This is a genomic window from Mesorhizobium sp. M0140, assembly GCF_040322475.1.
Taxonomy (GTDB): domain Bacteria; phylum Pseudomonadota; class Alphaproteobacteria; order Rhizobiales; family Rhizobiaceae; genus Mesorhizobium.
The window spans coordinates 65,322-84,993 of record NZ_JAMYTM010000026.1 but is presented as its reverse complement, the minus strand read 5'-3'; the positions used below and the strand labels follow the sequence as shown (position 1 = coordinate 84,993).

General features: G+C 61.3%; 20 protein-coding genes. 4 read left to right on the top strand and 16 right to left on the bottom strand.

Annotation, left to right across the window (positions count from 1 at the left end):
* From NKJ37_RS23860 to NKJ37_RS23810, 11 genes are all read right to left on the bottom strand, one after another.
* The coding region (locus NKJ37_RS23860) for a biotin/lipoyl-containing protein (protein ID WP_352775241.1) at positions 1-658 on the bottom strand (658 nt) is incomplete at its 3' end.
* A gap of 18 nt (positions 659-676) precedes the next feature.
* Positions 677-2,080, bottom strand: coding sequence for a pyruvate dehydrogenase complex E1 component subunit beta (locus NKJ37_RS23855; RefSeq protein ID WP_352775238.1), 1,404 nt, complete (start codon positions 2,078-2,080; stop codon positions 677-679).
* A 15-nt stretch (positions 2,081-2,095) separates the two neighbouring features.
* On the bottom strand, positions 2,096-3,133 hold the full coding sequence (gene pdhA / locus NKJ37_RS23850; protein ID WP_127272717.1) for a pyruvate dehydrogenase (acetyl-transferring) E1 component subunit alpha: 1,038 nt from the start codon (positions 3,131-3,133) through the stop codon (positions 2,096-2,098).
* Between the two features lie 192 nt (positions 3,134-3,325).
* Positions 3,326-3,649, bottom strand: a complete 324-nt coding sequence (locus NKJ37_RS23845) for an FtsB family cell division protein (protein WP_352552016.1) — start codon at positions 3,647-3,649, stop codon at positions 3,326-3,328.
* Positions 3,650-3,923: 274 nt separating this feature from the next.
* Positions 3,924-5,198 (bottom strand): phosphopyruvate hydratase, encoded by a 1,275-nt coding sequence (gene eno / locus NKJ37_RS23840; RefSeq protein ID WP_127273626.1) that lies wholly within the window; start codon positions 5,196-5,198, stop codon positions 3,924-3,926.
* A gap of 377 nt (positions 5,199-5,575) precedes the next feature.
* Positions 5,576-5,941: a PRC-barrel domain-containing protein gene (locus NKJ37_RS23835; RefSeq protein ID WP_127294419.1), complete on the bottom strand. Its 366-nt coding sequence runs from the start codon at positions 5,939-5,941 to the stop codon at positions 5,576-5,578.
* Between the two features lie 86 nt (positions 5,942-6,027).
* Positions 6,028-6,231, bottom strand: a complete 204-nt coding sequence (locus tag NKJ37_RS23830) for a dodecin family protein (RefSeq protein ID WP_127294417.1) — start codon at positions 6,229-6,231, stop codon at positions 6,028-6,030.
* Positions 6,232-6,327: 96 nt separating this feature from the next.
* Positions 6,328-7,188 (bottom strand): 3-deoxy-8-phosphooctulonate synthase, encoded by an 861-nt coding sequence (gene kdsA, locus NKJ37_RS23825; RefSeq protein WP_031213495.1) that lies wholly within the window; start codon positions 7,186-7,188, stop codon positions 6,328-6,330.
* Entirely contained in the window at positions 7,185-8,075 is an 891-nt protein-coding gene (locus tag NKJ37_RS23820) for a VOC family protein (protein ID WP_352751068.1), read from the bottom strand. The genes kdsA and NKJ37_RS23820 overlap by 4 nt, the downstream gene beginning before the upstream one ends.
* A gap of 113 nt (positions 8,076-8,188) precedes the next feature.
* Entirely contained in the window at positions 8,189-8,479 is a 291-nt protein-coding gene (locus NKJ37_RS23815) for a Dabb family protein (RefSeq protein WP_023812050.1), read from the bottom strand.
* A 91-nt stretch (positions 8,480-8,570) separates the two neighbouring features.
* Entirely contained in the window at positions 8,571-8,705 is a 135-nt protein-coding gene (locus NKJ37_RS23810) for a hypothetical protein (protein ID WP_023812051.1), read from the bottom strand.
* 331 nt (positions 8,706-9,036) lie between these two features.
* Between NKJ37_RS23810 and NKJ37_RS23805 the strand changes: the two genes are divergently transcribed.
* Positions 9,037-10,293, top strand: coding sequence for an SAM-dependent methyltransferase (locus tag NKJ37_RS23805; RefSeq protein WP_128304513.1), 1,257 nt, complete (start codon positions 9,037-9,039; stop codon positions 10,291-10,293).
* 85 nt (positions 10,294-10,378) lie between these two features.
* On the opposite strand, the gene NKJ37_RS23800 is transcribed toward NKJ37_RS23805, so the two are convergent.
* Complete coding sequence (locus NKJ37_RS23800) at positions 10,379-12,358, bottom strand: bifunctional 2',3'-cyclic-nucleotide 2'-phosphodiesterase/3'-nucleotidase (protein ID WP_352775232.1); 1,980 nt, start codon at positions 12,356-12,358, stop codon at positions 10,379-10,381.
* Positions 12,359-12,506: 148 nt separating this feature from the next.
* A complete protein-coding gene (locus tag NKJ37_RS23795; RefSeq protein WP_352775229.1) occupies positions 12,507-13,769 on the bottom strand; it encodes an NAD(P)/FAD-dependent oxidoreductase in 1,263 nt (420 codons plus the stop codon).
* 163 nt (positions 13,770-13,932) lie between these two features.
* Between NKJ37_RS23795 and NKJ37_RS23790 the strand changes: the two genes are divergently transcribed.
* A complete protein-coding gene (locus NKJ37_RS23790; protein ID WP_128304443.1) occupies positions 13,933-14,586 on the top strand; it encodes a 5-formyltetrahydrofolate cyclo-ligase in 654 nt (217 codons plus the stop codon).
* A gap of 364 nt (positions 14,587-14,950) precedes the next feature.
* Here NKJ37_RS23790 and NKJ37_RS23785 read toward each other — a convergent pair whose 3' ends face one another.
* Positions 14,951-15,424: an Lrp/AsnC family transcriptional regulator gene (locus tag NKJ37_RS23785; protein ID WP_023812056.1), complete on the bottom strand. Its 474-nt coding sequence runs from the start codon at positions 15,422-15,424 to the stop codon at positions 14,951-14,953.
* Between the two features lie 155 nt (positions 15,425-15,579).
* On the opposite strand from NKJ37_RS23785, the gene ald reads away from it, so the two are divergent.
* On the top strand, positions 15,580-16,695 hold the full coding sequence (ald, locus tag NKJ37_RS23780) for an alanine dehydrogenase (RefSeq protein WP_023812057.1): 1,116 nt from the start codon (positions 15,580-15,582) through the stop codon (positions 16,693-16,695).
* Positions 16,696-16,903: 208 nt separating this feature from the next.
* On the top strand, positions 16,904-18,211 hold the full coding sequence (locus NKJ37_RS23775) for an outer membrane protein (protein WP_352775246.1): 1,308 nt from the start codon (positions 16,904-16,906) through the stop codon (positions 18,209-18,211).
* Between the two features lie 223 nt (positions 18,212-18,434).
* Here NKJ37_RS23775 and NKJ37_RS23770 read toward each other — a convergent pair whose 3' ends face one another.
* Both NKJ37_RS23770 and NKJ37_RS23765 read right to left on the bottom strand, forming a co-directional pair.
* Positions 18,435-18,902 (bottom strand): DUF1203 domain-containing protein, encoded by a 468-nt coding sequence (locus NKJ37_RS23770; protein WP_352775226.1) that lies wholly within the window; start codon positions 18,900-18,902, stop codon positions 18,435-18,437.
* A 132-nt stretch (positions 18,903-19,034) separates the two neighbouring features.
* Entirely contained in the window at positions 19,035-19,592 is a 558-nt protein-coding gene (locus tag NKJ37_RS23765) for an OmpA family protein (protein WP_023812060.1), read from the bottom strand.
* Between the last annotated feature and the right edge of the window lie 80 nt (positions 19,593-19,672).

Genomic DNA, 19,672 nt, shown 5'->3' with positions numbered 1-19,672 from the left:
ACATTGCCTTCACCGCAGGCGCAGGAGCGCCAGCAGGAGCCTTGGCGGCAGGCGCCGCCTGGGCACCTCCACCGGCAATCGCCGCATCGACATCCGCCTTGACCACGCGGCCATGCGGACCGGTGCCCGACACGGCAGACACATCGACGCCGGCCTCCTTCGCGATGCGGCGTGCGAGCGGCGAGGCGAAGGTGCGGCCTTCCGGCGATTGGCCGATCTCCCCCCTTGAGGGGGAGATGCCCGGCAGGGCAGAGGGGGGCGTGACAGCATGCGACGCCGGCGGGACAGCGCCCCCCTCTGTCGACTTCGTCGACATCTCCCCCACGGGTGGGGAGATTGGCGCCTTGTCCTGCTTGGCCTCCGCTTTCGCCGTCACAGCACCACCATCGCTTTTCGCGGCAGCACCGACATCCTCGCCCTCTCCGGCGAGCACGGCGATCAGCGCATTGACCTTGACGCCCTCGGTGCCGGCGGGAACGACGAGCTTTGCAACCGTGCCCTCATCGACAGCTTCGACTTCCATCGTCGCCTTGTCCGTCTCGATCTCGGCAATGACATCGCCCGGCGAAACCTTGTCGCCCTCTTTCACAAGCCACTTGGACAGATTGCCCTCTTCCATCGTGGGCGACAGGGCCGGCATGGTGATGTTGATTGGCATTTTGTCCTCCCGCCCGGTTCAGCGATACGTGACGGCTTTGACCGCCTCGATGACTTCGCCGACATTCGGCAACGCCAGCTTCTCGAGGTTGGCCGCATAAGGCATCGGCACGTCCTTGCCGGCGATGGTGATCACAGGCGCGTCCAGAAAGTCGAAGGCGCGCTGCGACACCTGGTTGGCGATATGGTCGCCGACCGAGTTCTGCGGATAACCTTCCTCCACCACCACCAGGCGGTTGGTCTTCTTGACCGAGGCGATGATGGTGTCGAGATCGAGCGGCCGGATCGTGCGCAAGTCGATGATCTCGGCATCGATGCCAAGGCCACGCAGTTCCGCTTCAGCCTTGACCGCATAGGTCATGCCGATGCCGAAGGAGACGATGGTGACATCCTTGCCTGATTTATGGATGCGCGCCTTGCCGATCGGCAACACGAAATCGTCCAGCTTCGGCACGTCGAAGGACTGACCGTAAAGGATTTCATTCTCGAGGAAGATGATCGGGTTCGGATCGCGGATCGCGGCCTTCAGCAAGCCTTTGGCGTCAGCGGCGGTATAGGGCATCACCACTTTCAGGCCCGGAATGTGGCTGTACCAGGCGGCATAGCACTGCGAGTGCTGGGCAGCGACGCGGGCGGCGGCACCGTTCGGTCCACGGAACACGATCGGCGCGCCCATCTGGCCGCCGGACATATAGAGGGTCTTGGCGGCCGAGTTGATGATCTGGTCGATCGCCTGCATGGCGAAGTTGAAGGTCATGAACTCGACGATCGGCTTCAGGCCGGCCATCGCCGCACCCACGCCAACGCCGGCAAAGCCATGCTCGGTGATCGGCGTGTCGACGACGCGCCGCGGCCCGAATTCCTGCAGCAGGCCTTGCGTGATCTTGTAGGCGCCCTGGTATTCGGCAACCTCCTCGCCCATGACGAAGACATCGCCGTCGCGGCGCATTTCCTCGGCCATCGCATCGCGCAGCGCTTCGCGCACCGTGGTGGAGACCATCTCCGTGCCGGCCGGAATGTCCGGATCGGCGGCGATCTCCGTCTTCGGGGCGGCAGCCACCGGTGCGGCGGCCGGCTTTGTGGCCTCCGCCTTGTCCTCTGCTGCGGCCGGAGCCTCTGCCTTTGCAGGTGCTTCCGCCCTGGCGGGCGCCGCAGACTTGCCGATATCCCCGGCACTTTCGCCGTCCTGCAGCAGCACGGCGATCGGTGTGTTGACTTTGACGCCTTCGGTACCGGCGGCGATCAGGATCTTGCCCAGCGTGCCTTCGTCAACAGCTTCGACTTCCATCGTCGCCTTGTCGGTCTCGATCTCGGCGATAACGTCGCCGGCGACGACCTTGTCGCCCTCGTTCTTCAACCACTTGGAAAGATTGCCCTCTTCCATGGTCGGCGAGAGAGCGGGCATGAGAATTTCGATCGGCATGTCCTTGCCCTCCCGTTACAATACGATATCGGTCCAGAGCTCGGACGGATCCGGCTCCGCGTCGTTCTGGGCAAATTCGGCGGCGTCGGCGACGATGTCGCGGACCTCCTTGTCGATGGTCTTGAGCTCGTCCTCGGTCGCCCACTTCTTTTCCATCAGCCGTGCCTTGACCTGCTCGATCGGGTCATGGTCCGAGCGCATCTTCTGCACTTCTTCCTTCGAGCGGTATTTTGCCGGATCGGACATCGAGTGACCGCGATAGCGGTAGGTCTGCATTTCGAGAATGATCGGCCCGTTGCCGGCGCGGCACCATTCGGTCGCCTGGTCGCCGGCAGCCTTGACAGCGCGCACGTCCATGCCGTCGACCTGGATGCCCGGGATCTTGAACGAGGCACCACGATGCGAAAAGTTGGTTTCCGCCGAAGAGCGCGACACCGAGGTGCCCATCGCATAGCGGTTGTTCTCGATGATGTAGATCACCGGCAGCTTCCACAGCGAGGCCATGTTGAAGCTTTCATAGACCTGGCCCTGGTTGGCCGCGCCGTCGCCGAAATAGGTCAGCGAGACATTGTTGTTGTCGCGGTAGCGGTTGGCAAAGGCGAGACCAGTACCAAGAGACACCTGCGCACCGACGATGCCGTGGCCGCCGTAAAAGTGCTTTTCCTTGGAGAACATGTGCATGGAGCCGCCCTTGCCCCGGGACAAGCCGCCCCGACGCCCGGTCAGCTCGGCCATGACGCCGCGCGGCGACAGTTCCATCGCCAGCATGTGGCCGTGGTCGCGATATGCGGTGATCATCTGGTCACCGTCGATCAATGCCATCTTCATGCCGGTGACGACCGCTTCCTGGCCGATATAGAGATGGCAGAAGCCGCCGATGAAACCCATGCCGTAAAGCTGGCCGGCCTTTTCTTCGAAACGACGGATGAGCAGCATGTGCCGGTAAGCGGCAAGCTCTTCGTCCTTGGTGAACTCGGCGGGCTTGGGGGCCGAAAGCCCCGATTTGCCGTCGGATTTGGATTTGGCAGGCGCTTTTCTGGCGGCGGTGGCCATGCATCACTCCCTGTGGCGTCTCTTTGTGGACATTAGAGCAGGACGAAATCTGCTCTGGGGAGATCAGCTCCTCCCCACCGATTTCGGGAGGCTAACACGCGTTAAAGCGTTGCGCCATGCCGAATTTGCATAGCTGGCATGCGCCTAAGCGATTAAAATCATTGAAAATATTGATGATTAACTAAATATCGGTTATTTCACCGAAGTCGGCAACATAATGGTGATTTCGTCAGCCTGGGACAGATTGAGCGCCTTGCGTGCCTGCTCATCGAGCATGTCCTTCTCGAGCGTCCCTTCATGCATCAGCCGAACGCGGCGCTCGAGTTCCATGCGGCGCGCCTTGATCGCATCGAGCTGGCCTTGCAGCGCCACCGTCTGGGCTTCCAGCTGATATTTCGAATAGATGCCGAATTCGCCATGATAGGCGTGAAAGCCGAAATAGGCCAGGAACGCCACGCAAAGCGAGGGAATGATTAGCCGGCCGGTGTTTCTCTGCTTGTGCTGACGCGTCCACATCGCCCGATTCCTCTAGAGCGTGATGCCGAAAAGTGTGAAGCGGTTTTCGGACGACAACATGCTCTATCTCTTTGATTTAAGTCGGATTCAGACTTCAGGTCGAACAGACCTGAAATCATCCGGCTCTAGCCCGCGAACTCAGGCGGCTCACGATCTTTTTCGCCCGATTGTGCTTAACGGACGGTTACGGGAGACCTGTTTGGCGGCATCGAAACGAAAAAGGGCGGGAATGCTCCCGCCCTTTTGTCCGGTATCGATGAGCCGGTGTTCCGGATCAGCCCTTGACCACCGACTTACCGGCATAGCTTGCCTGCTTGCCGAGCTCTTCCTCGATGCGGATAAGCTGGTTGTACTTGGCCATGCGGTCCGAGCGCGACAGCGAGCCGGTCTTGATCTGTCCGCAATTGGTGGCAACCGCGAGATCGGCGATGGTCGAATCCTCGGTTTCGCCCGAGCGGTGCGACATGACGGCGGTGTAGCCGGCCTTGTGCGCGGTCTCGACGGCGTCGAGCGTTTCCGTCAACGAGCCGATCTGGTTGACCTTGACCAGGATCGAATTGGCAACGCCCATGCGGATGCCGTCGCGTAGCCGCGCCGTGTTGGTGACGAACAAATCGTCGCCGACCAGCTGCGTCTTCTTGCCGATCAGGTCGGTCAGGTACTTCCAGCCCTCCCAATCGTCCTCGGCCAAGCCGTCCTCGATCGAGATGATCGGATAGTCGGCGGCAAGCTTGGCCAGGTATTTGGCCTGGGCCTTGGGATCGCGCGTCTTCTTCTCGCCCTCATAGACGTAGTTGCCGTCCTTGAAGAACTCGGTCGCGGCGCAATCGAGGCCGAGCGCGATCTCGTCGCCCGGCTTGAAGCCGGCCTGCTCGATCGATTCCATGATGAAATCGAGCGCCACCGGGGCGCTTTTCAGGTTCGGGGCAAAGCCGCCCTCGTCGCCGACATTGGTGTTGTGGCCGGCATCCTTCAGCTTCTTGCGCAGCGTATGGAAGATTTCCGAACCCCAGCGTACACCTTCGCGCAGCGTCGGCGCGCCGATCGGCAGGATCATGAATTCCTGGAAATCGATCGGGTTGTCGGCATGCGCGCCACCATTGATGATGTTCATCATCGGTACCGGCAGGAGATGCGCCTTGGTGCCACCGACATAACGGTACAGCGGCAGGCCGGCGGCATCAGCGGCCGCCTTGGCCACCGCCAGCGACACACCGAGAATGGCGTTGGCGCCAAGCCGGCTCTTGTTGGGCGTGCCGTCAAGCTCGATCATGGTCTGGTCGATATGGATCTGGTTTTCGGCTTCCATGCCGCCGATCGCCTCGAACAGTTCGCCGTTCACCGCTTCGACGGCCCTGAGCACACCCTTGCCGAGATAGCGGGCACCGCCGTCGCGCAGTTCGACGGCCTCGTGGGCGCCGGTCGAAGCACCCGATGGCACCGCCGCGCGGCCCATCGAGCCATCTTCGAGAATGACATCGACCTCGACGGTCGGATTTCCACGGCTGTCCAGGATTTCACGCCCGACAATGTCGATGATGGCGGTCATTTGCGATGTCCTCGATTGATCTGAAGAATGCCGCACGTCTTAGCCAAAGTGCTGCAAAAGGCAATCGGCCGGCTGGCAATTATTGCCGCGGCTTCAGCCTCCGAACGATTCACGAAGCGCAAATCGCTGTCATCATAAGTCATGTACGGCAGGCCGGCTTGTGGCTATGGTGCGGGGGCGCGGGGCGAAACAGGAGGAGTTTCGCCATGTCCCAGTTGAGTGGTATCGTGAGTCTGTTCCTGATCGCGGCGGCATTCCTGACGTCGTGCGACAATCAGCAGTCGCCGCCGAAGGCGATGGCCCCCTTATACGTCAGCGAATAAGCCAGAATCCAAAGCGGCCCCCCCCCGCGGGGGGGGCCCGCTTTGTGGTTGCTGTTAATGCCAGTAAGGCGTGACCTTGTAATAATTGTAGGATTCGTCGCGGGCCGCCTCACCATCCGCCCCGGTCAATTCGTTGATCGAATAGGCAGGTGCCGCCCTGAGTTGTTCCTTGGAAAACGGCACGACATACCCGCCTTTGTCCTCATCGTAGTCGAGGCTTGCCCACGGAATGGCGTGATATTTCTCGCCGATACCGAGGAAGCCGCCAAAACCGATGACCGCGAACATGATGCCGTTCGTCATCTTGTCAAGCATCACATCCTCGATGCTGCCGATGCTCGTGCCTTCGGTATTGTAGACCGATGTGCCGATGACCCGCGAAGCGGCGATGGCTTGGGTGTGACCTGTCTGGGTTGCCATGATTGTGCTCCTCATTGTGGTTTCGAACCATACTTGGACAATGAGGGGCGCGGGCGAAGGTTCCCGACTTTTTCGGCGTCGACCGTTCACTCCGCGAGGATGAAGGTAACCTTCATATTGACGCGATAAGCAACAATCTTGCCGTCTTGGACGACGATCTTCTGGTCCTGGATCCAGGCGCCCTCGACGTTCTTCAGGGTTTTGGATGCGCGCGCAATTCCCTGTTCGATGGCGTCCTGAAAGCTCTTGTTCGACGAGGATGTGATTTCGGTGACGCGGGCGACGGACATGGCTTCCTCCTGCCAAAACGCTTATTTGCCAGCCAAGCGTATAGCCGGCTCGTGCCTTCCACAAGCGCCGGCAGTCGGCGGAGTATGCGTCCGCCCTTAGAGGCCCTTGGCGATGCGGTCGAATGCCATCAGCCGCTCGAGCAGGGCCGGCATGTCCTTCAACGGGAGCATGTTCGGGCCGTCGGAAGAGGTCGAGTTGTCGGGATCCTGATGGGTCTCGATGAACACGCCGGCAACGCCGACAGCGACTGCAGCGCGCGCCAGCGTCTCGACAAAGCGGCGCTCGCCGCCCGAGGAACCACCCTGCCCGCCCGGTTGCTGCACCGAATGCGTGGCATCGAAGATCACCGGCGCGCCGATCTCGGCCATGATGGGCAGAGCGCGCATGTCGGACACCAGCGTGTTGTAGCCGAAGGACGCGCCGCGCTCGGTGGTCAGCACATTGGCATTGCCGGATCCGGTGATCTTGGCGACGACGTTCTTCATGTCCCAGGGGGCGAGGAACTGCCCCTTCTTCACATTGATAACCTTGCCGGTCCTGGCGGCGGCGACCAGCATGTCCGTCTGGCGCGACAGGAAAGCCGGAATCTGCAGGACATCGACATGCGGCGCGACGATCGCGCACTGCTCCTCGGTATGGACATCGGTCAGCACGGGGAGCGAAAATTCCTTGCGCAACTCGTCGAAGACGGGAAGGGCTGCGTCCATACCGGCACCGCGCGTCGCCGACAGCGAGGTGCGGTTGGCCTTGTCGTAGCTGGTCTTGTAGACGAGCCCTATGCCGAGCCTGCCGGTCAGTTCCTTCAGCGCGCCGGCCATATCGAAGGCGTGCTGGCGTGATTCAAACTGACAAGGGCCGGCGATCAGCGACAGAGCCGCCTTGTTGTCGAAGACGACATTGCCGACGGTTACCGACGAATTGGGCGCCATTGAATTGGACGCTTGCGGCTTGCTCATGGGATCTCCCGGAAGATGAAGGCCGCGCCCTGTCCGGGTGCAGGCCGCACGACGATATCATTGCCCGCTATATCGTGTTGGACGGAATTGGCTGCAAGCAGCCTCGATGTCACATCGGCGTTCCCAACCGAAAAGACCACCGCTGCGAATCGTAGATCTGTCGGCGCGCCGGCAGGCAGGCCGAAGCGCGCGGTGAAAGCCGGGCCGTCAAGCACGCTCAAATCTGCATTCGGCAAGGGAAACCTGCCGCCCTGCCTGTCGGCGGCCGGATCGTCCACCGCCACGGAAATAAGCCCATGCTGCTTTCCGGGCGCATCGCTGATCGCCAAGATCTCGACAATTCCGGTCGCGCCGTTGGCGTGGGCCTGCAAAGCCGTACGGTCAACATCAGGCGCGTTGACGCGCTCGCAGGCAAACAGGAAGGCGTCCGTGGCTTCGGCTCCGGCCGCGAAGGCGAGCTTGAACGATGCGATGTCGCTTTTGCCGGCCGGGTCGGTGAAGGCGCGCGAAAAACCCAGCATGTCTCCCGCCGAGATGCCGGCACCGACATAGCGTGCATGGTCGGCGTCGGCATTGCCCGTGCCTAGAACAATGGCGGAAAATCCCTCGTCGCCGTTGCTGTCGCGATAGGCGCGATCACGCGTGACGAAGACATTGCCGTCTGCGATAGCCTTTGTCGCCACCTGTTCGTCGCCGACCGCGAGCGGTTCGAGATACGTGCCGTCGGCCAGGAAAACACAGCAGTTTTCCGTTCCGAAGGGATGGATGCCGGTCGGGGCCACGACGAAGCCAAGCGCGGTGAGCCGGGCTCGCGCAACCTCAAGGCTCTGCGTCGGCAGCACCAGGTGATCGAGCGGATGAGTGCCTGCGGCTGCGGTTTGGGTCATGCAGGCGCGATGTGCATCATTCCGCAAATCGGTTCAAGACTTGATCGCAATCCCGGCCAGTTCGCCCACGTCAGTTCACCGGACTTCGAAAAAGGCACCACCTGGACAAGGCATCAGCTTCCGGCAACGACATCGGCGGAATAGCGCAGTTCGCGCATCGGTTTGACCTTGCTGGTGGTCTGCGCATAGAGCGGGTGCGCCTTGTAGGCGGCCAGCGCGGCGTCGTCGGCGAACTCCGCATAGACGACCACGTCGACCTCATCGGACAGTGGATCGACCTTGGTGTTCAAGGTGACCTCGAAAAGGCTGGAATGAGGAATGTCGCCGAGCGCCAGCAAGCCGGTGCGCACAGCCTCGACATCCTCTTTTCGCCGCGCGCTGAAGAAAACGATATGCCGGATCAACCCCGCCTCCTCGATCAAAGTGCTGGGGTCTTTTGTGACGGCAGGACGTTGGCGTCAATCGACAAGGATGTCGCGGCTGCAGCCGCCGGAGCTAAACCTTGCCGGTAGCATATCGCACAATGCGGCTAAGTTCTCTCACCGTGGTGTCGAGATACCGGCCCTGATTGTACATGCCGTCCCAGATCAGGAAAAACGCGATGGCGGCAATGACGATTACATAACGCATGGCTAAATCTATCGCACAAGGAATTCTGCGGCCATAGGCGTTTTTTAACGCGCTGCGCCTTGGCTGTGCAAAGGCACAGATGCCCGCCGGCGCGAGCAATCTGCTTGGCACAGCCCCGGTTGCAGCCTGCCCCTTGAAGTTTCCCCGCATGACGTGGAAGATTGTCGCACGGATTCACCGGGAAGCGCTGAAGCTCTGGTAGGGTGCGCGCACTTCATTCGAGCCCGCTCGCCGACGAACCGGTCGCGGCGGCGTTCGAAGCTGGCGAATGATCCAAGAGAACCGTGGCCCGGCAATTTGCGCCGACACCGCGGAAATCCAGGGGCATGAGATGGCGCAAAAGGAACATTTTGGCGTAGCATTGAGCGACGCGGTCAGGCTCGATGAATTCAATTTCGCGGAGATCGTGAAAGGTCTTCCAGCGAAAGCGCGCATGGTGCTGTCGGCGGCGATGAACCTGCCGCGCGGTTCGCTCAAGGTCAGGCTGCCGGACGGCCGTGCCGTCCTCGTCGGCGGCAAGGGACCTGGCCCAGATGCCGAACTGGTGTTGAAGAATTGGCGCTTGCCGGGCCGCGCCTTTTCCGGCGGCACGATCGGCGTTGCCGAATCCTATATGGACGGCGATTGGGAAAGCCCTGATGTGACCAGCTTCCTGGAGCTGTTCGTGGTCAATTCGGTCATCGGCGAGCGTATCGCGGGCGGCACCAGTTGGCTGATCAACACCGTCCAGCGCATCCGCCACTGGTTCAACCAGAACACGCGCACCGGTTCGAAACGCAATATCTCCGCGCATTACGACCTCGGCAACGCCTTCTACAAGGAATGGCTCGATCCGAGCATGACCTATTCTTCGGCGCTCTACACGACCGGTGCCAACGACCTGGAAGGCGCCCAGGCCGCCAAATATCGCGCTCTGGCGAAGGATACAGGGATCGGTCCGAAGGACCATGTGCTGGAAATCGGCTGCGGCTGGGGTGGCTTCGCCGAATTCGCGGCGCGCGAGATCGGCTGCCGCGTGACCGGGCTGACGATCAGCCGCGAGCAGCACGATTTTGCCACGGCTCGCATCGCCAAGGCTGGCCTTGCCGACAAGGTCGACATCAAGCTGCAGGATTATCGCGACGAAACCGGCACCTATGACCGCATCGCCTCGATCGAGATGTTCGAGGCGGTCGGCGAGAAATACTGGCCGGTGTTTTTCGGCAAGATGAAGGCCTGCCTGAGGCCTGGGGGCACTGCCGGCCTGCAGATCATCACCATCAACGAAGCCGCCTACGACACCTATCGCGCAAGGCCGGATTTCATCCAGCGCTACGTCTTCCCGGGCGGCATGCTGCCGACACCGTCGATCCTGAAGGCACTGGGCAAGGATCATGGCCTCGCCCACCTGCGCGAGCGCGTCTTTCCCGACGACTACGCGCGCACGCTCGCCGAATGGCGCCACCGGTTCCGGGCGTCATGGGAGAAGATCGTTCCGCTCGGCTTCGACGACCGCTTCAAGAAGCTCTGGGAGTTCTACCTGCACTATTGCGAAGCCGGCTTCCGCGCCAGCTACATCGACGTGCGCCAGGTGGTCTACAAGGCGTAAATCGACACGCTCTTCGATTTTCATTGCCGCTGACCAAGCGATGTCGAGCACGATCTCGACATGGCCGCGCGGTCGCCGTCACCCTTCAAAGCAGGATGCGGTATTTCGCGAATCCTGCCTCGCCCTCGCCCGCCGGCTCGATCTTCAGCGATTTCACCTGCGCAATGAAATCCTTGGCCTTGGGGCCGGTTTCGAACACGGCGCTGGCTCCAGGCAGCGGTGCGAACGACCAGTTGTCGTCCGCCGACGGATTGATCGTGCCCTCGCTGACGATATAGCGGACGATGACGTCGCGATTGGTGTCCGGTGCTTCGTAGATGATCTTCGAGGCATTGATGTCGGGGAAATTGCCGCCGCCACCAGCCCGGTAATTGTTGGTCGCGATGACGAATTTCTGTTTGGGATCAATTGGTTTTCCATCGAAACTCAGGTCGACGATGCGATTGGCGCCAGCGTTGGCCAGCCCGCCCTTGGCATCGTATTTCGACGGCTGCGACAGATCGATCTTGTAGGTGACGCCGTCGATGACGTCGAAATTGTAGGACGGAAAATCGGTGTTGATGAGGGTCTGGTCGGCCTTATCAGGCTCGATCCGGTTGAAGATGCCGGCCGACATTTCAAGCCATTCCTTGACCTGCGCACCGGTGATTTCGACCGCACGCACGGTGTTGGGATAGAGGTAGAGGTCGGCAACATTCTTGATGGCGATGTCGCCTGCCGGCACGTCGGTATAGTAGTCGGCGCCGTTGCGCCCGCCGGCCTTGAAGGGAGCGGCGGCCGACAGCAGCGGCACGTCCTTCCATTGCGTGTTCTTGAGAATATCCTTGAGGTACCAGGTCTGCGCCTGGCTGACGACCTGCACCGACGGATCGTCGGCGACCAGCGCGAAATAGGAATAGAGCGGCGCGGAGGTCTTGCCGACAGGGCGGCGCACATAGGCCAGTGTCGCCTGGTGGTCCTGTTCGAGGGCCGCGATGATGCGCTTGTCGTCCGGGACAGTCGGCTTGTTCTTGTTGTCGACGCGTTCGAAGATCGGCCGCGCCTCGGAAGTGGCTGAAACGACCTTCCATTTCGACCCGTCACGTTCCAGCATCAGGTCGACCAGCCCCATATGCGAGCCCCAGAAGCCGCCCATGACGGCGGGCTTGCCCTGCAGCGTGCCTTTCTGCGTGTCGACACCATCGAGCGACTGGAAATCCTTCTTGCCGGGGAACACCAGATGCTGGTGACCGGTGAACACCGCATCGATGCCGTCGACACCGGCGACGAAGAACGAGGCGTTCTCCATCATCTCGCCCTGCTTCACATCGATGCCGGAATGCGAGAGCGCAATGACGATGTCGGCGCCCTCCTCCTTCATCTGCGGCACCCAGGCCTTGGCCGCCTCGACGATGTCGCGCGTCTTGACGTTGCCTTCCAGGTTCTTGAGATCCCAAACCATGATCTGCGGCGGCACGAAGCCGATAATGCCGATCCTGATCGGCTGCTCGGCGCCCGCGCCGTCCTTTATCTTCTTGTCGAGGATGACATAGGGCTTGAGATAGAGCTTGTCGTCGCGCGGGTTAGCGGCAAGCTCGGTCCCGCGGATCAAATTGGCGCAGACGAAGGGAAAATTGGCACCGGCCAGCACCTTGTCCAGGAACGACAGGCCGTAGTTGAACTCGTGGTTGCCCAGTGTCGAGCACTCGTAGCCGAGCAGGTTCATGCCTTTCATGACCGGATGCAGGTCGCCGTCCTTCAGCCCCTTCTCATAGGCGATGTAGTCGCCCATCGGGTTGCCCTGCAGCAGGTCGCCATTGTCGATCAGCATCGAATTCACGGCTTCCTTGCGCACAGCATCGATGAGAGACGCCGTGCGCGACAGACCCAGCGTGTCGTTCGCTTTGTCGGCGTAGTAATCGTAAGGCAGCACGTTCACATGGATGTCGGTGGTTTCCATGATCCGAAGATGGGCCTGGTTGCCTTGAGCGCGGGCGGAGAACGGATGCAGCATGATCAGTGCCCCTGCGGCGGCGGCACCCGCAAGGAGATCGCGGCGGGATACGGGATGGAGCAGTTGCGACATGTTTTCTCCTCGACAACCTGACAAAGCCCTGCCCCGAAGCGAACTTCGCTCTGAAACCTGCTTAAGTCCATTCAACAAGTCGCGCGCATGAAGCCGTCAGTCCATCAGCAACAGATTGACGTGCGCATGAACGATCGGGGCGAAGAAATCAGCCCTTGTCGTCGCCCTGGGTGATCAGCCGCGCGCTACGTTGCCCCGTCGCGTAGATCCATAGCCAGCTCAGCGAAACCGCAAGCCGGTTGCGAAAGCCGATCAGGAAATAGATGTGCGCCACTCCCCACAGCCACCAGGCGAGCCAGCCGGTGAGCTTGATCCAGCCGAAATCGATGGCAGCGGCGCGTTTGCCGATCGTCGCCAGATCGCCGGCATGCCTGTAGTGGAAAGGACGCGCGGTCGTGTCGCCGCCGAGCCTGGCCTTGATGGTGGCCGCAACATGTCGGCCCTCCTGTTTGGCGGAAGGCGCCACGCCGGGAACCGGCCGCCCGTCCGGCCGCAGCACATGAGCGGCGTCGCCGATGACAAAGATCTCCGGGCTGCCGGGCACGCTGAGGTCAGGCTCGACCAGCACCCTGCCCGCGCGGTCCGCCTTCGCTCCCAGCCATTCAGCGGCTGGCGAAGCGGCAACGCCGGCTGCCCACAGGATCGTTCGGGCTGCCAGTTGCTTATCGCCAAACACAACACCTTCGGCGTCGCAGCGCGTGACGGCCCGGCCGAGCTCGACCGTCACGCCGAGCCGCTCGAGCGCTTTGCTGGCATAGTCGGAAAGTTTCAGTGCGAAATTGGCCAGAATGCGGTCGCCGGCCTCGATCAGCACCACGCGCGTCTGCCGCGTGTCGATGTTGCGGAATTCGCCGCGCAGCGTGTCATGCGCCAGCTCGACGATGGTGCCGGCAAGCTCGACGCCGGTCGGTCCGCCGCCGACGATCGCAATGGTCAGCAACGCCTGGCGTTTGGCGGGATCGGTCTCCCGCTCGGCCTGTTCGAAGGCCAGGAGAATGCGGCGCCGAATGGTGGTGGCGTCCTCCAACGTCTTCAGGCCAGGTGCGAACGGTTCCCATTCGTCATGGCCGAAATAGGCGTGGCGGGCACCGGTGGCGAGCACCAGCGTGTCGTAGGCGACCGCGCTGCCGTCATCGAGCAGCACGCGCTTGCCGGCGCGGTCGACACCGGTGACATTGGCGAGCAGCGTCGTCACATCCTTGCGCTTGCGCAGGAGGTGGCGGATCGGCCAGGCAATCTCGGAAGTGGCCAGCGCCGTCGTCGCCACCTGGTAGAGCAGCGGCTGGAAGAGGTGATGGTTGCGCTTGTCGATCATGGTGATACGGACCGGCGCGCCAGCAAGTGCACGGGTGAACTCGAGGCCGCCGAAACCCGCGCCGACAACGACGACATGATGCCTAGCTTCGTTCATTTCGTTCACCCCGATAGCAAGATTGCCTGTCCTGGATGTAGGTATTTTTGTGCAATGCAACAACAGATGGACAGTGCCCGAGACTCGTCGTTGCATGTCGTGAATGCACATGTTGTATCGTATCGCGAGGTATAGCGTCATCGAACACGCGATGAGGTGAGGCATGGCCAACGATCGTGACGACGATGCTCCGGCGCAATATTCTTCGCCGCCCTGTTTCATGCACGAACTCGATCCGCAATTCCGTGCGCCTTCGAGCGACTGGACCGATGTGAGACGCTGGCGCAAAGCCGAGCGCGAACGCCTGATCGCCGCGCGTCTTGCTGTTTCGGCCGACGCCCGAACGGTAATGTCGCAAAGCATTGCGGAAAGCCTCGACGCGATGATCGGCGAGATCGCCGGGCGCATGGTCAGTCTCTATTGGCCGTTTCGTGGCGAGCCGGATTTGCGGCCTTGGATGGCGTCCATAAACGAACGCGGCGGCCGCACCGCCCTGCCCATCGTCATCGAGAAGGGGCAGCCGCTGATCTTCCGCGTCTACAAAGCGGGCGACCGGCTGGAGAAAGGTGTCTGGAACATCCCGATCCCGGCCGAGGGCGATCCGGTGCTGCCGGACATCGTCATCTCGCCGATCGTCGGCATCGATCCCCAGAACTACCGCCTGGGGTATGGCGGCGGTTTCTTCGACCGTACGCTGGCAGCGATGCCGTTCAAGCCGCTGGTCATCGGCGTCGGCTACGAATTGCAGCGCATCGCGACCATCTACCCGCAGCCGCACGATATCCCGATGGATCGGGTGGTAACGGCGGTCAGCTAGCCCAGGCCCCACAGGGTGGTTAGCGGCCTGTCAGCAGCCAGGTTGTCATGGTTCGTCTCGATGGATCGCAGAGGCATTCGGGATTGACCCAAGGCACCCACCTTCGTCATCCACGGGCGAAGCAGGAGCGAAGCTCCGTCGCGGAGACCCGAGGATCCATGCCGTGACCTTGACCAAGGAATGCAGCCGAGCAGAACTCTGCACCGTAGTGACGCTTTGAAGTCGCGGCATGGATCCTCGGGTCTGCGCTGCGTCGCTACACTCCTTGCTCCGCCCGTGGATGACGAAGTGACGCCCGTTTCCGCAAATCGAAGGCAGGTGGTTTGTCTATGCAGCGACCCGTCAGAACTTCTGTGTCGAGGAACTAGGCCATCTCCGGCTTCATGCCCATGGCCGTACGGTCGACGATCTCACGCAAGGCGAACGACGAATTGATCTTGGTCACATGCGGCATCGCCGACAGCCATTCCTTGTGGATTCGCTCATAGTCGACGAGATCCTTGGCCGCGATCCTCAGGATGTAGTCATATTCGCCCGACATCAGATGGCAGGACAGCACGTTCGGGCAGCGTTTGATCGCCGCCTCGAAATCCGACAGAGTCTTCTCGAACTGTCCCGACAGCGATATGTGCACGATCGCCGTCATCTGGTGGCCAAGTGCTGTATTGGAAAGCCGGGCATGATAGCCACGGATGGTTCCGGATTTCTCCAGATTGTCGAGCCGGCGCGAACAGGCCGACTGCGATAGGCCGACCTTTTCGGCAAGTGCCGCGTTGGGTATCCTGCCATCCTTCTGCAATGCCTCAAGAATGGCGATATCAATCCTGTCGAGCGTCATTATTCGTGAATCCTGCGAATATCTTGTTATTTCGCGCAACGATTATCGAAACCGGCCGGTTGGCGCAAGCGCATTCGCAAACACCTGCGCAACGATTCGTGGTTCACTCCATCCATACAGGGAACGAGCCCAAAGGGCCGGATCAGGAGAAGAAAATGCGCGTCGGCTGCCCCAAGGAAATCAAGAACCACGAATACCGCGTCGGCCTCACTCCCGGCTCGGTCCGCGAATATGTCGCCCATGGCCACGAAGTGCTGGTCGAGACCGGCGCCGGGGCCGGCATCGGCGCCGATGACAACGCCTATCGCGCCGCCGGCGCCACGATTGCCAAGACGGCCGCCGAGGTGTTCGCCAGGTCGGACATGATCGTCAAGGTCAAGGAACCGCAGCCCAGCGAATGGGCGCAGCTTCGCGAAGGCCAGATCCTGTACACCTACCTCCACCTGGCGCCGGATCCGGAGCAGACCAAGGGCCTGCTTGCGTCCGGCGTGACGGCAATCGCCTACGAGACTGTGACCGACGACCGTGGCGGCCTGCCGCTGCTGGCGCCGATGTCGGAAGTTGCCGGACGTCTGTCGATCCAGGCCGGTGCCACGGCGCTGCAGAAGGCCAATGGCGGCCGCGGTGTGCTGCTGGGTGGCGTGCCCGGCGTGCTGCCCGGCAAGGTCACCGTGCTCGGCGGTGGCGTCGTCGGCCTGCACGCGGCCAGGATGGCGGCCGGCCTTGGCGCCGACGTCACCATCATCGACCGCTCGATCCCGCGCCTGCGCCAGCTCGACGACCTCTTCGCCGGCCGCGTCCACACCCGTTACTCGACTGTCGAGGCGCTGGAGGAAGAGTGCTTTTCGGCAGACATCGTCGTCGGCGCGGTGCTGATCCCGGGTGCCGCGGCGCCAAAACTGGTTTCGCGCGAAATGCTGTCGGGCATGAAGAAAGGCTCGGTGCTGGTCGACGTCGCCATCGACCAGGGCGGCTGCTTCGAGACTTCGCACGCCACCACTCATGCCGAGCCGACCTATGAGGTCGACGGCGTCATCCACTATTGCGTCGCCAACATGCCGGGTGCCGTGCCGGTCACTTCGGCCCACGCGCTCAACAACGCGACGCTGCACTATGGCCTGCAGCTTGCCGACAAGGGCCTGAAGGCGCTGGTCGACGATCATCACCTGCGCAACGGCCTCAATGTCCATAAAGGCAAGATCACCAACCGGGCAGTCGCCGAGGCGCTCGGCTACGAACTGGTCGAGCCGAAAGCCGTTCTTGCCGCCTGATTTTTCGCGAAAACAGCTCCTTTCAATCCAGCCCGCCGGTTCCAAGCCGGCGGTTTTTTTTCTTGCGAGCCTGTTTTTCAGGCAAAGCTTGGTGTCGAACCACGTGACGCAACGGCACTTTGCTCATCATTGTTGCATATTTGTCATTCCCGTACCGGCCGACTCCCTGCTAGAGACATTCTGGGTTTATTCATTGGGGTACGGGCATATGTTCATTCGCACATCCGCGAAATCTTTTCTTCTTGGTGCTATTTCTGCTGTAGCTTTGATGTCTGCTGCTCATGCAGCTGACGTCGTGCAACCGGTAGAAGAAGCTGCCGGCTTTAACTGGAGCGGCCTCTACGTTGGTTTTGGCGTCGGTGCCGGTGCCAACGTACACAAGCTCGGCAGCGATTTTATTCCAATCTCGCTGAACGGCATTGGTGGCGAAGGCGTCTATGGTGAGCTGACGGTTGGCTATGACTATATGGTCTCGCCCCGGTTCCTCATCGGAGGTCTGCTGGACGCTCACGTCGGCAACATCGGGACCACGCTGGACATTACGGGGTTCGACGCTTCGATCAAAGAAACCTACGGTTTCGACGCTGGCCTGCGTCTCGGCTACCTCTTGACGCCGAACACTCTGGGTTACGTGCTGGGTGGCTATTCCTGGCAGAAGTACAAGCTCGATACGAACGCCGGCTTCGACTTTGATTGGGATCAAAGCGGGTATTTTGTCGGAGGTGGCATCGAAACGGCCATCAACAGCAATTGGACGATCAAGACTGAGTATCGCTATACGCGCTTCGGGACCAAGGACGATCTTCTTTCCGACGCTGGCCTTGTCGGAGTTCCGGACGGTCTCCTCAATCTTGACACCTCGCGCCATACCTTCCAGATCGCAGCCAATTACCGTTTCGGTGCGCAGAACGGCGGCGGTGCTGCCTTCGAGACGCCAGCCTACAACTGGACCGGCTTCTACATCGGCGGCGCTGGTGGCGCCGGTGCATCCGTGCATCAGATCAACGTTCCGCCGCTCGGCGACCTGGAATTCAATGGTCTCGGTGGCGAAGGTGCCTTTGGTGAACTGAACGTCGGCTACGATCATGACTTCGGCAGCTGGGTCGCAGGCGTCATGGTCGATGCACGCTACTCCGGCATGACTTCCGAACTGGAGCTCGGCGGCGGATCGATCAACGTCGATACCGACTATGGGTTCGATGTGTTGGGCCGCGTCGGCATGAAGATGAACGAATCGACCCTTGCCTATGCGCTTGCCGGCTATAGCTGGCAGCATTTCGATCTGAACGCTTCCGATCCGATCGGCGACATTCTCGACTGGGGTTCCAGCGGTTTCTCGGTTGGTGGCGGCCTTGAAACGGCTCTGTCCAGCAACGTTACCGTCGGTCTCGAATATCGCTATTCGCAGTTCGCCAAGAAGGACTTTTCTTCGGAATTCGGCGCACCTGACGACACCCTTACCGCGACTTCCTCTTTCCACACCGTGGGTCTCGGCGCGAAGTACAAGTTCAACTAAAAGGCCCTCCAGCCAAACAGTTGCAGCCCGTCGGCCATGCCGGCGGGCTTTTTTGTTGCGCGGAATACCCCCGCGCAACAAAAAAGCGGAGCCAAAGCCCCGCTTCCTCGATGTCGAGATTTACCGCCGGTTCATCCGTGGTCGGCAAATCGATCGACAATGGCTTTCTATCGCGAATATGCGACGGGAGTACGACAACTGTTTCCAGGGGCTAATCTCAGCCTCAAGCGCGCTCGATGCGGCACTGGTAGCAATTGTTGCGCGCCGAACGGACATGGACGTAGGCGATCTCGTCGCGTTCGAACAGCGTCTCGGCCCGTGCAGCAATTGCCGTGGTCGGGATGACGCCGCCGCTGCCATAGACGATACGATCATCCCTGCCATAGCCGCGCACGATGTAGTCAGGGCTATCGAGAACCTCGGGCAGCGCCCCGCTCTCAGCGGCACCATCGCATTCCTCGGCATGCAGGAAGATCGGCCCGGTTTCGGCATAGGGCTGAAGCCCCGGGAATGGCCTGTATGCCAGAACAAGGTAGGCGTCGCCGGCTCCTATGTTCTTCAAGCAATGACGGCAAGGCATGCCGTCACCGTCGGAGATCTTTTGCTCGGGCATTTGGCCATAAGCATCGATGCCACCGCGCTGCAACGTCCTGACATCTTCGGTCGGCAAAGCTTTGAACTGGATGGTCATGGAAAAATCTCCGGTGTCGTGACTGGAAATTATGTCCTTGAACCCTCGCCGCCCACCCGATTCCTGCCAAATGTCGAAGAGCCGGTCGCCCCTCGGCGATCGGCTCTCATCAAGTCCCGTCGGAGCTGCGGCTCAACGGATGAAATCGTCGAAGCGGCGCAGCGTCACCCGGCGATTCTGCCAGTTTTCGGTCTGCGTCTGCACCAGCAAAAACTCCTCGCCATAGCCGACTGTCTCGAGAGCATGACCCGGCACGCCGAATTCGCGCACCAGCGTGCGCTTCAGCGAAGCGGCGCGCTGTTCGGACAGGGCCTGGTTCGACTGGAAGGAGCCGACGGCGTCGGTATGGCCCTCGATCAGCACGCGGGCGCCGCGATCGCGGCGCAGGATGCGCCGCAGCGCGTCGGCAATGGTCTCGATCTTGTCGTATTGCGAACTGGAAATGGCCGCCGAACCGAAGGCGAAGTTGATCGACTGGATATCGATCGAGCGGGCCATGCGGCGCAAATCCGGGCGCCGCTTGAATTCGCGGATGGTGACGCGCTCGTTCGGCCGCAATTTCACACGCGGCGCCGCCTCGAGCTTCCGCTCGATCGTCGCGGCCGAAGGCGTTGTCGCCTGGGCTGCGGCCAGGCTTGGCATGGCAATTGCCGCGATCAGCGCGGCGGCAAGTGTACGGCGGGTCAGCATGTCTTCGTCTCCTTCGGCCTTGGCCGCATTGATGGTGCCGGCAACATGCCAAAAACAGCCTGAAGGGCCGATGAACGACG

Bases quoted from the DNA above. Each gene is read 5' to 3' on its own strand.
- NKJ37_RS23855 (WP_352775238.1), bottom strand. From the start codon at position 2,080: ATGCCGATCGAAATTCTCATGCCCGCTCTCTCGCCGACCATGGAAGAG.
- pdhA (WP_127272717.1), bottom strand. From the start codon at position 3,133: ATGGCCACCGCCGCCAGAAAAGCGCCTGCCAAATCCAAATCCGACGGC.
- NKJ37_RS23845 (WP_352552016.1), bottom strand. From the start codon at position 3,649: ATGTGGACGCGTCAGCACAAGCAGAGAAACACCGGCCGGCTAATCATT.
- eno (WP_127273626.1), bottom strand. From the start codon at position 5,198: ATGACCGCCATCATCGACATTGTCGGGCGTGAAATCCTGGACAGCCGT.
- NKJ37_RS23835 (WP_127294419.1), bottom strand. From the start codon at position 5,941: ATGGCAACCCAGACAGGTCACACCCAAGCCATCGCCGCTTCGCGGGTC.
- NKJ37_RS23830 (WP_127294417.1), bottom strand. From the start codon at position 6,231: ATGTCCGTCGCCCGCGTCACCGAAATCACATCCTCGTCGAACAAGAGC.
- kdsA (WP_031213495.1), bottom strand. From the start codon at position 7,188: ATGAGCAAGCCGCAAGCGTCCAATTCAATGGCGCCCAATTCGTCGGTA.
- NKJ37_RS23820 (WP_352751068.1), bottom strand. From the start codon at position 8,075: ATGACCCAAACCGCAGCCGCAGGCACTCATCCGCTCGATCACCTGGTG.
- NKJ37_RS23810 (WP_023812051.1), bottom strand. From the start codon at position 8,705: ATGCGTTATGTAATCGTCATTGCCGCCATCGCGTTTTTCCTGATCTGG.
- NKJ37_RS23805 (WP_128304513.1), top strand. From the start codon at position 9,037: ATGGCGCAAAAGGAACATTTTGGCGTAGCATTGAGCGACGCGGTCAGG.
- NKJ37_RS23800 (WP_352775232.1), bottom strand. From the start codon at position 12,358: ATGTCGCAACTGCTCCATCCCGTATCCCGCCGCGATCTCCTTGCGGGT.
- NKJ37_RS23795 (WP_352775229.1), bottom strand. From the start codon at position 13,769: ATGAACGAAGCTAGGCATCATGTCGTCGTTGTCGGCGCGGGTTTCGGC.
- NKJ37_RS23790 (WP_128304443.1), top strand. From the start codon at position 13,933: ATGGCCAACGATCGTGACGACGATGCTCCGGCGCAATATTCTTCGCCG.
- NKJ37_RS23785 (WP_023812056.1), bottom strand. From the start codon at position 15,424: ATGACGCTCGACAGGATTGATATCGCCATTCTTGAGGCATTGCAGAAG.
- ald (WP_023812057.1), top strand. From the start codon at position 15,580: ATGCGCGTCGGCTGCCCCAAGGAAATCAAGAACCACGAATACCGCGTC.
- NKJ37_RS23775 (WP_352775246.1), top strand. From the start codon at position 16,904: ATGTTCATTCGCACATCCGCGAAATCTTTTCTTCTTGGTGCTATTTCT.
- NKJ37_RS23770 (WP_352775226.1), bottom strand. From the start codon at position 18,902: ATGACCATCCAGTTCAAAGCTTTGCCGACCGAAGATGTCAGGACGTTG.
- NKJ37_RS23765 (WP_023812060.1), bottom strand. From the start codon at position 19,592: ATGCTGACCCGCCGTACACTTGCCGCCGCGCTGATCGCGGCAATTGCC.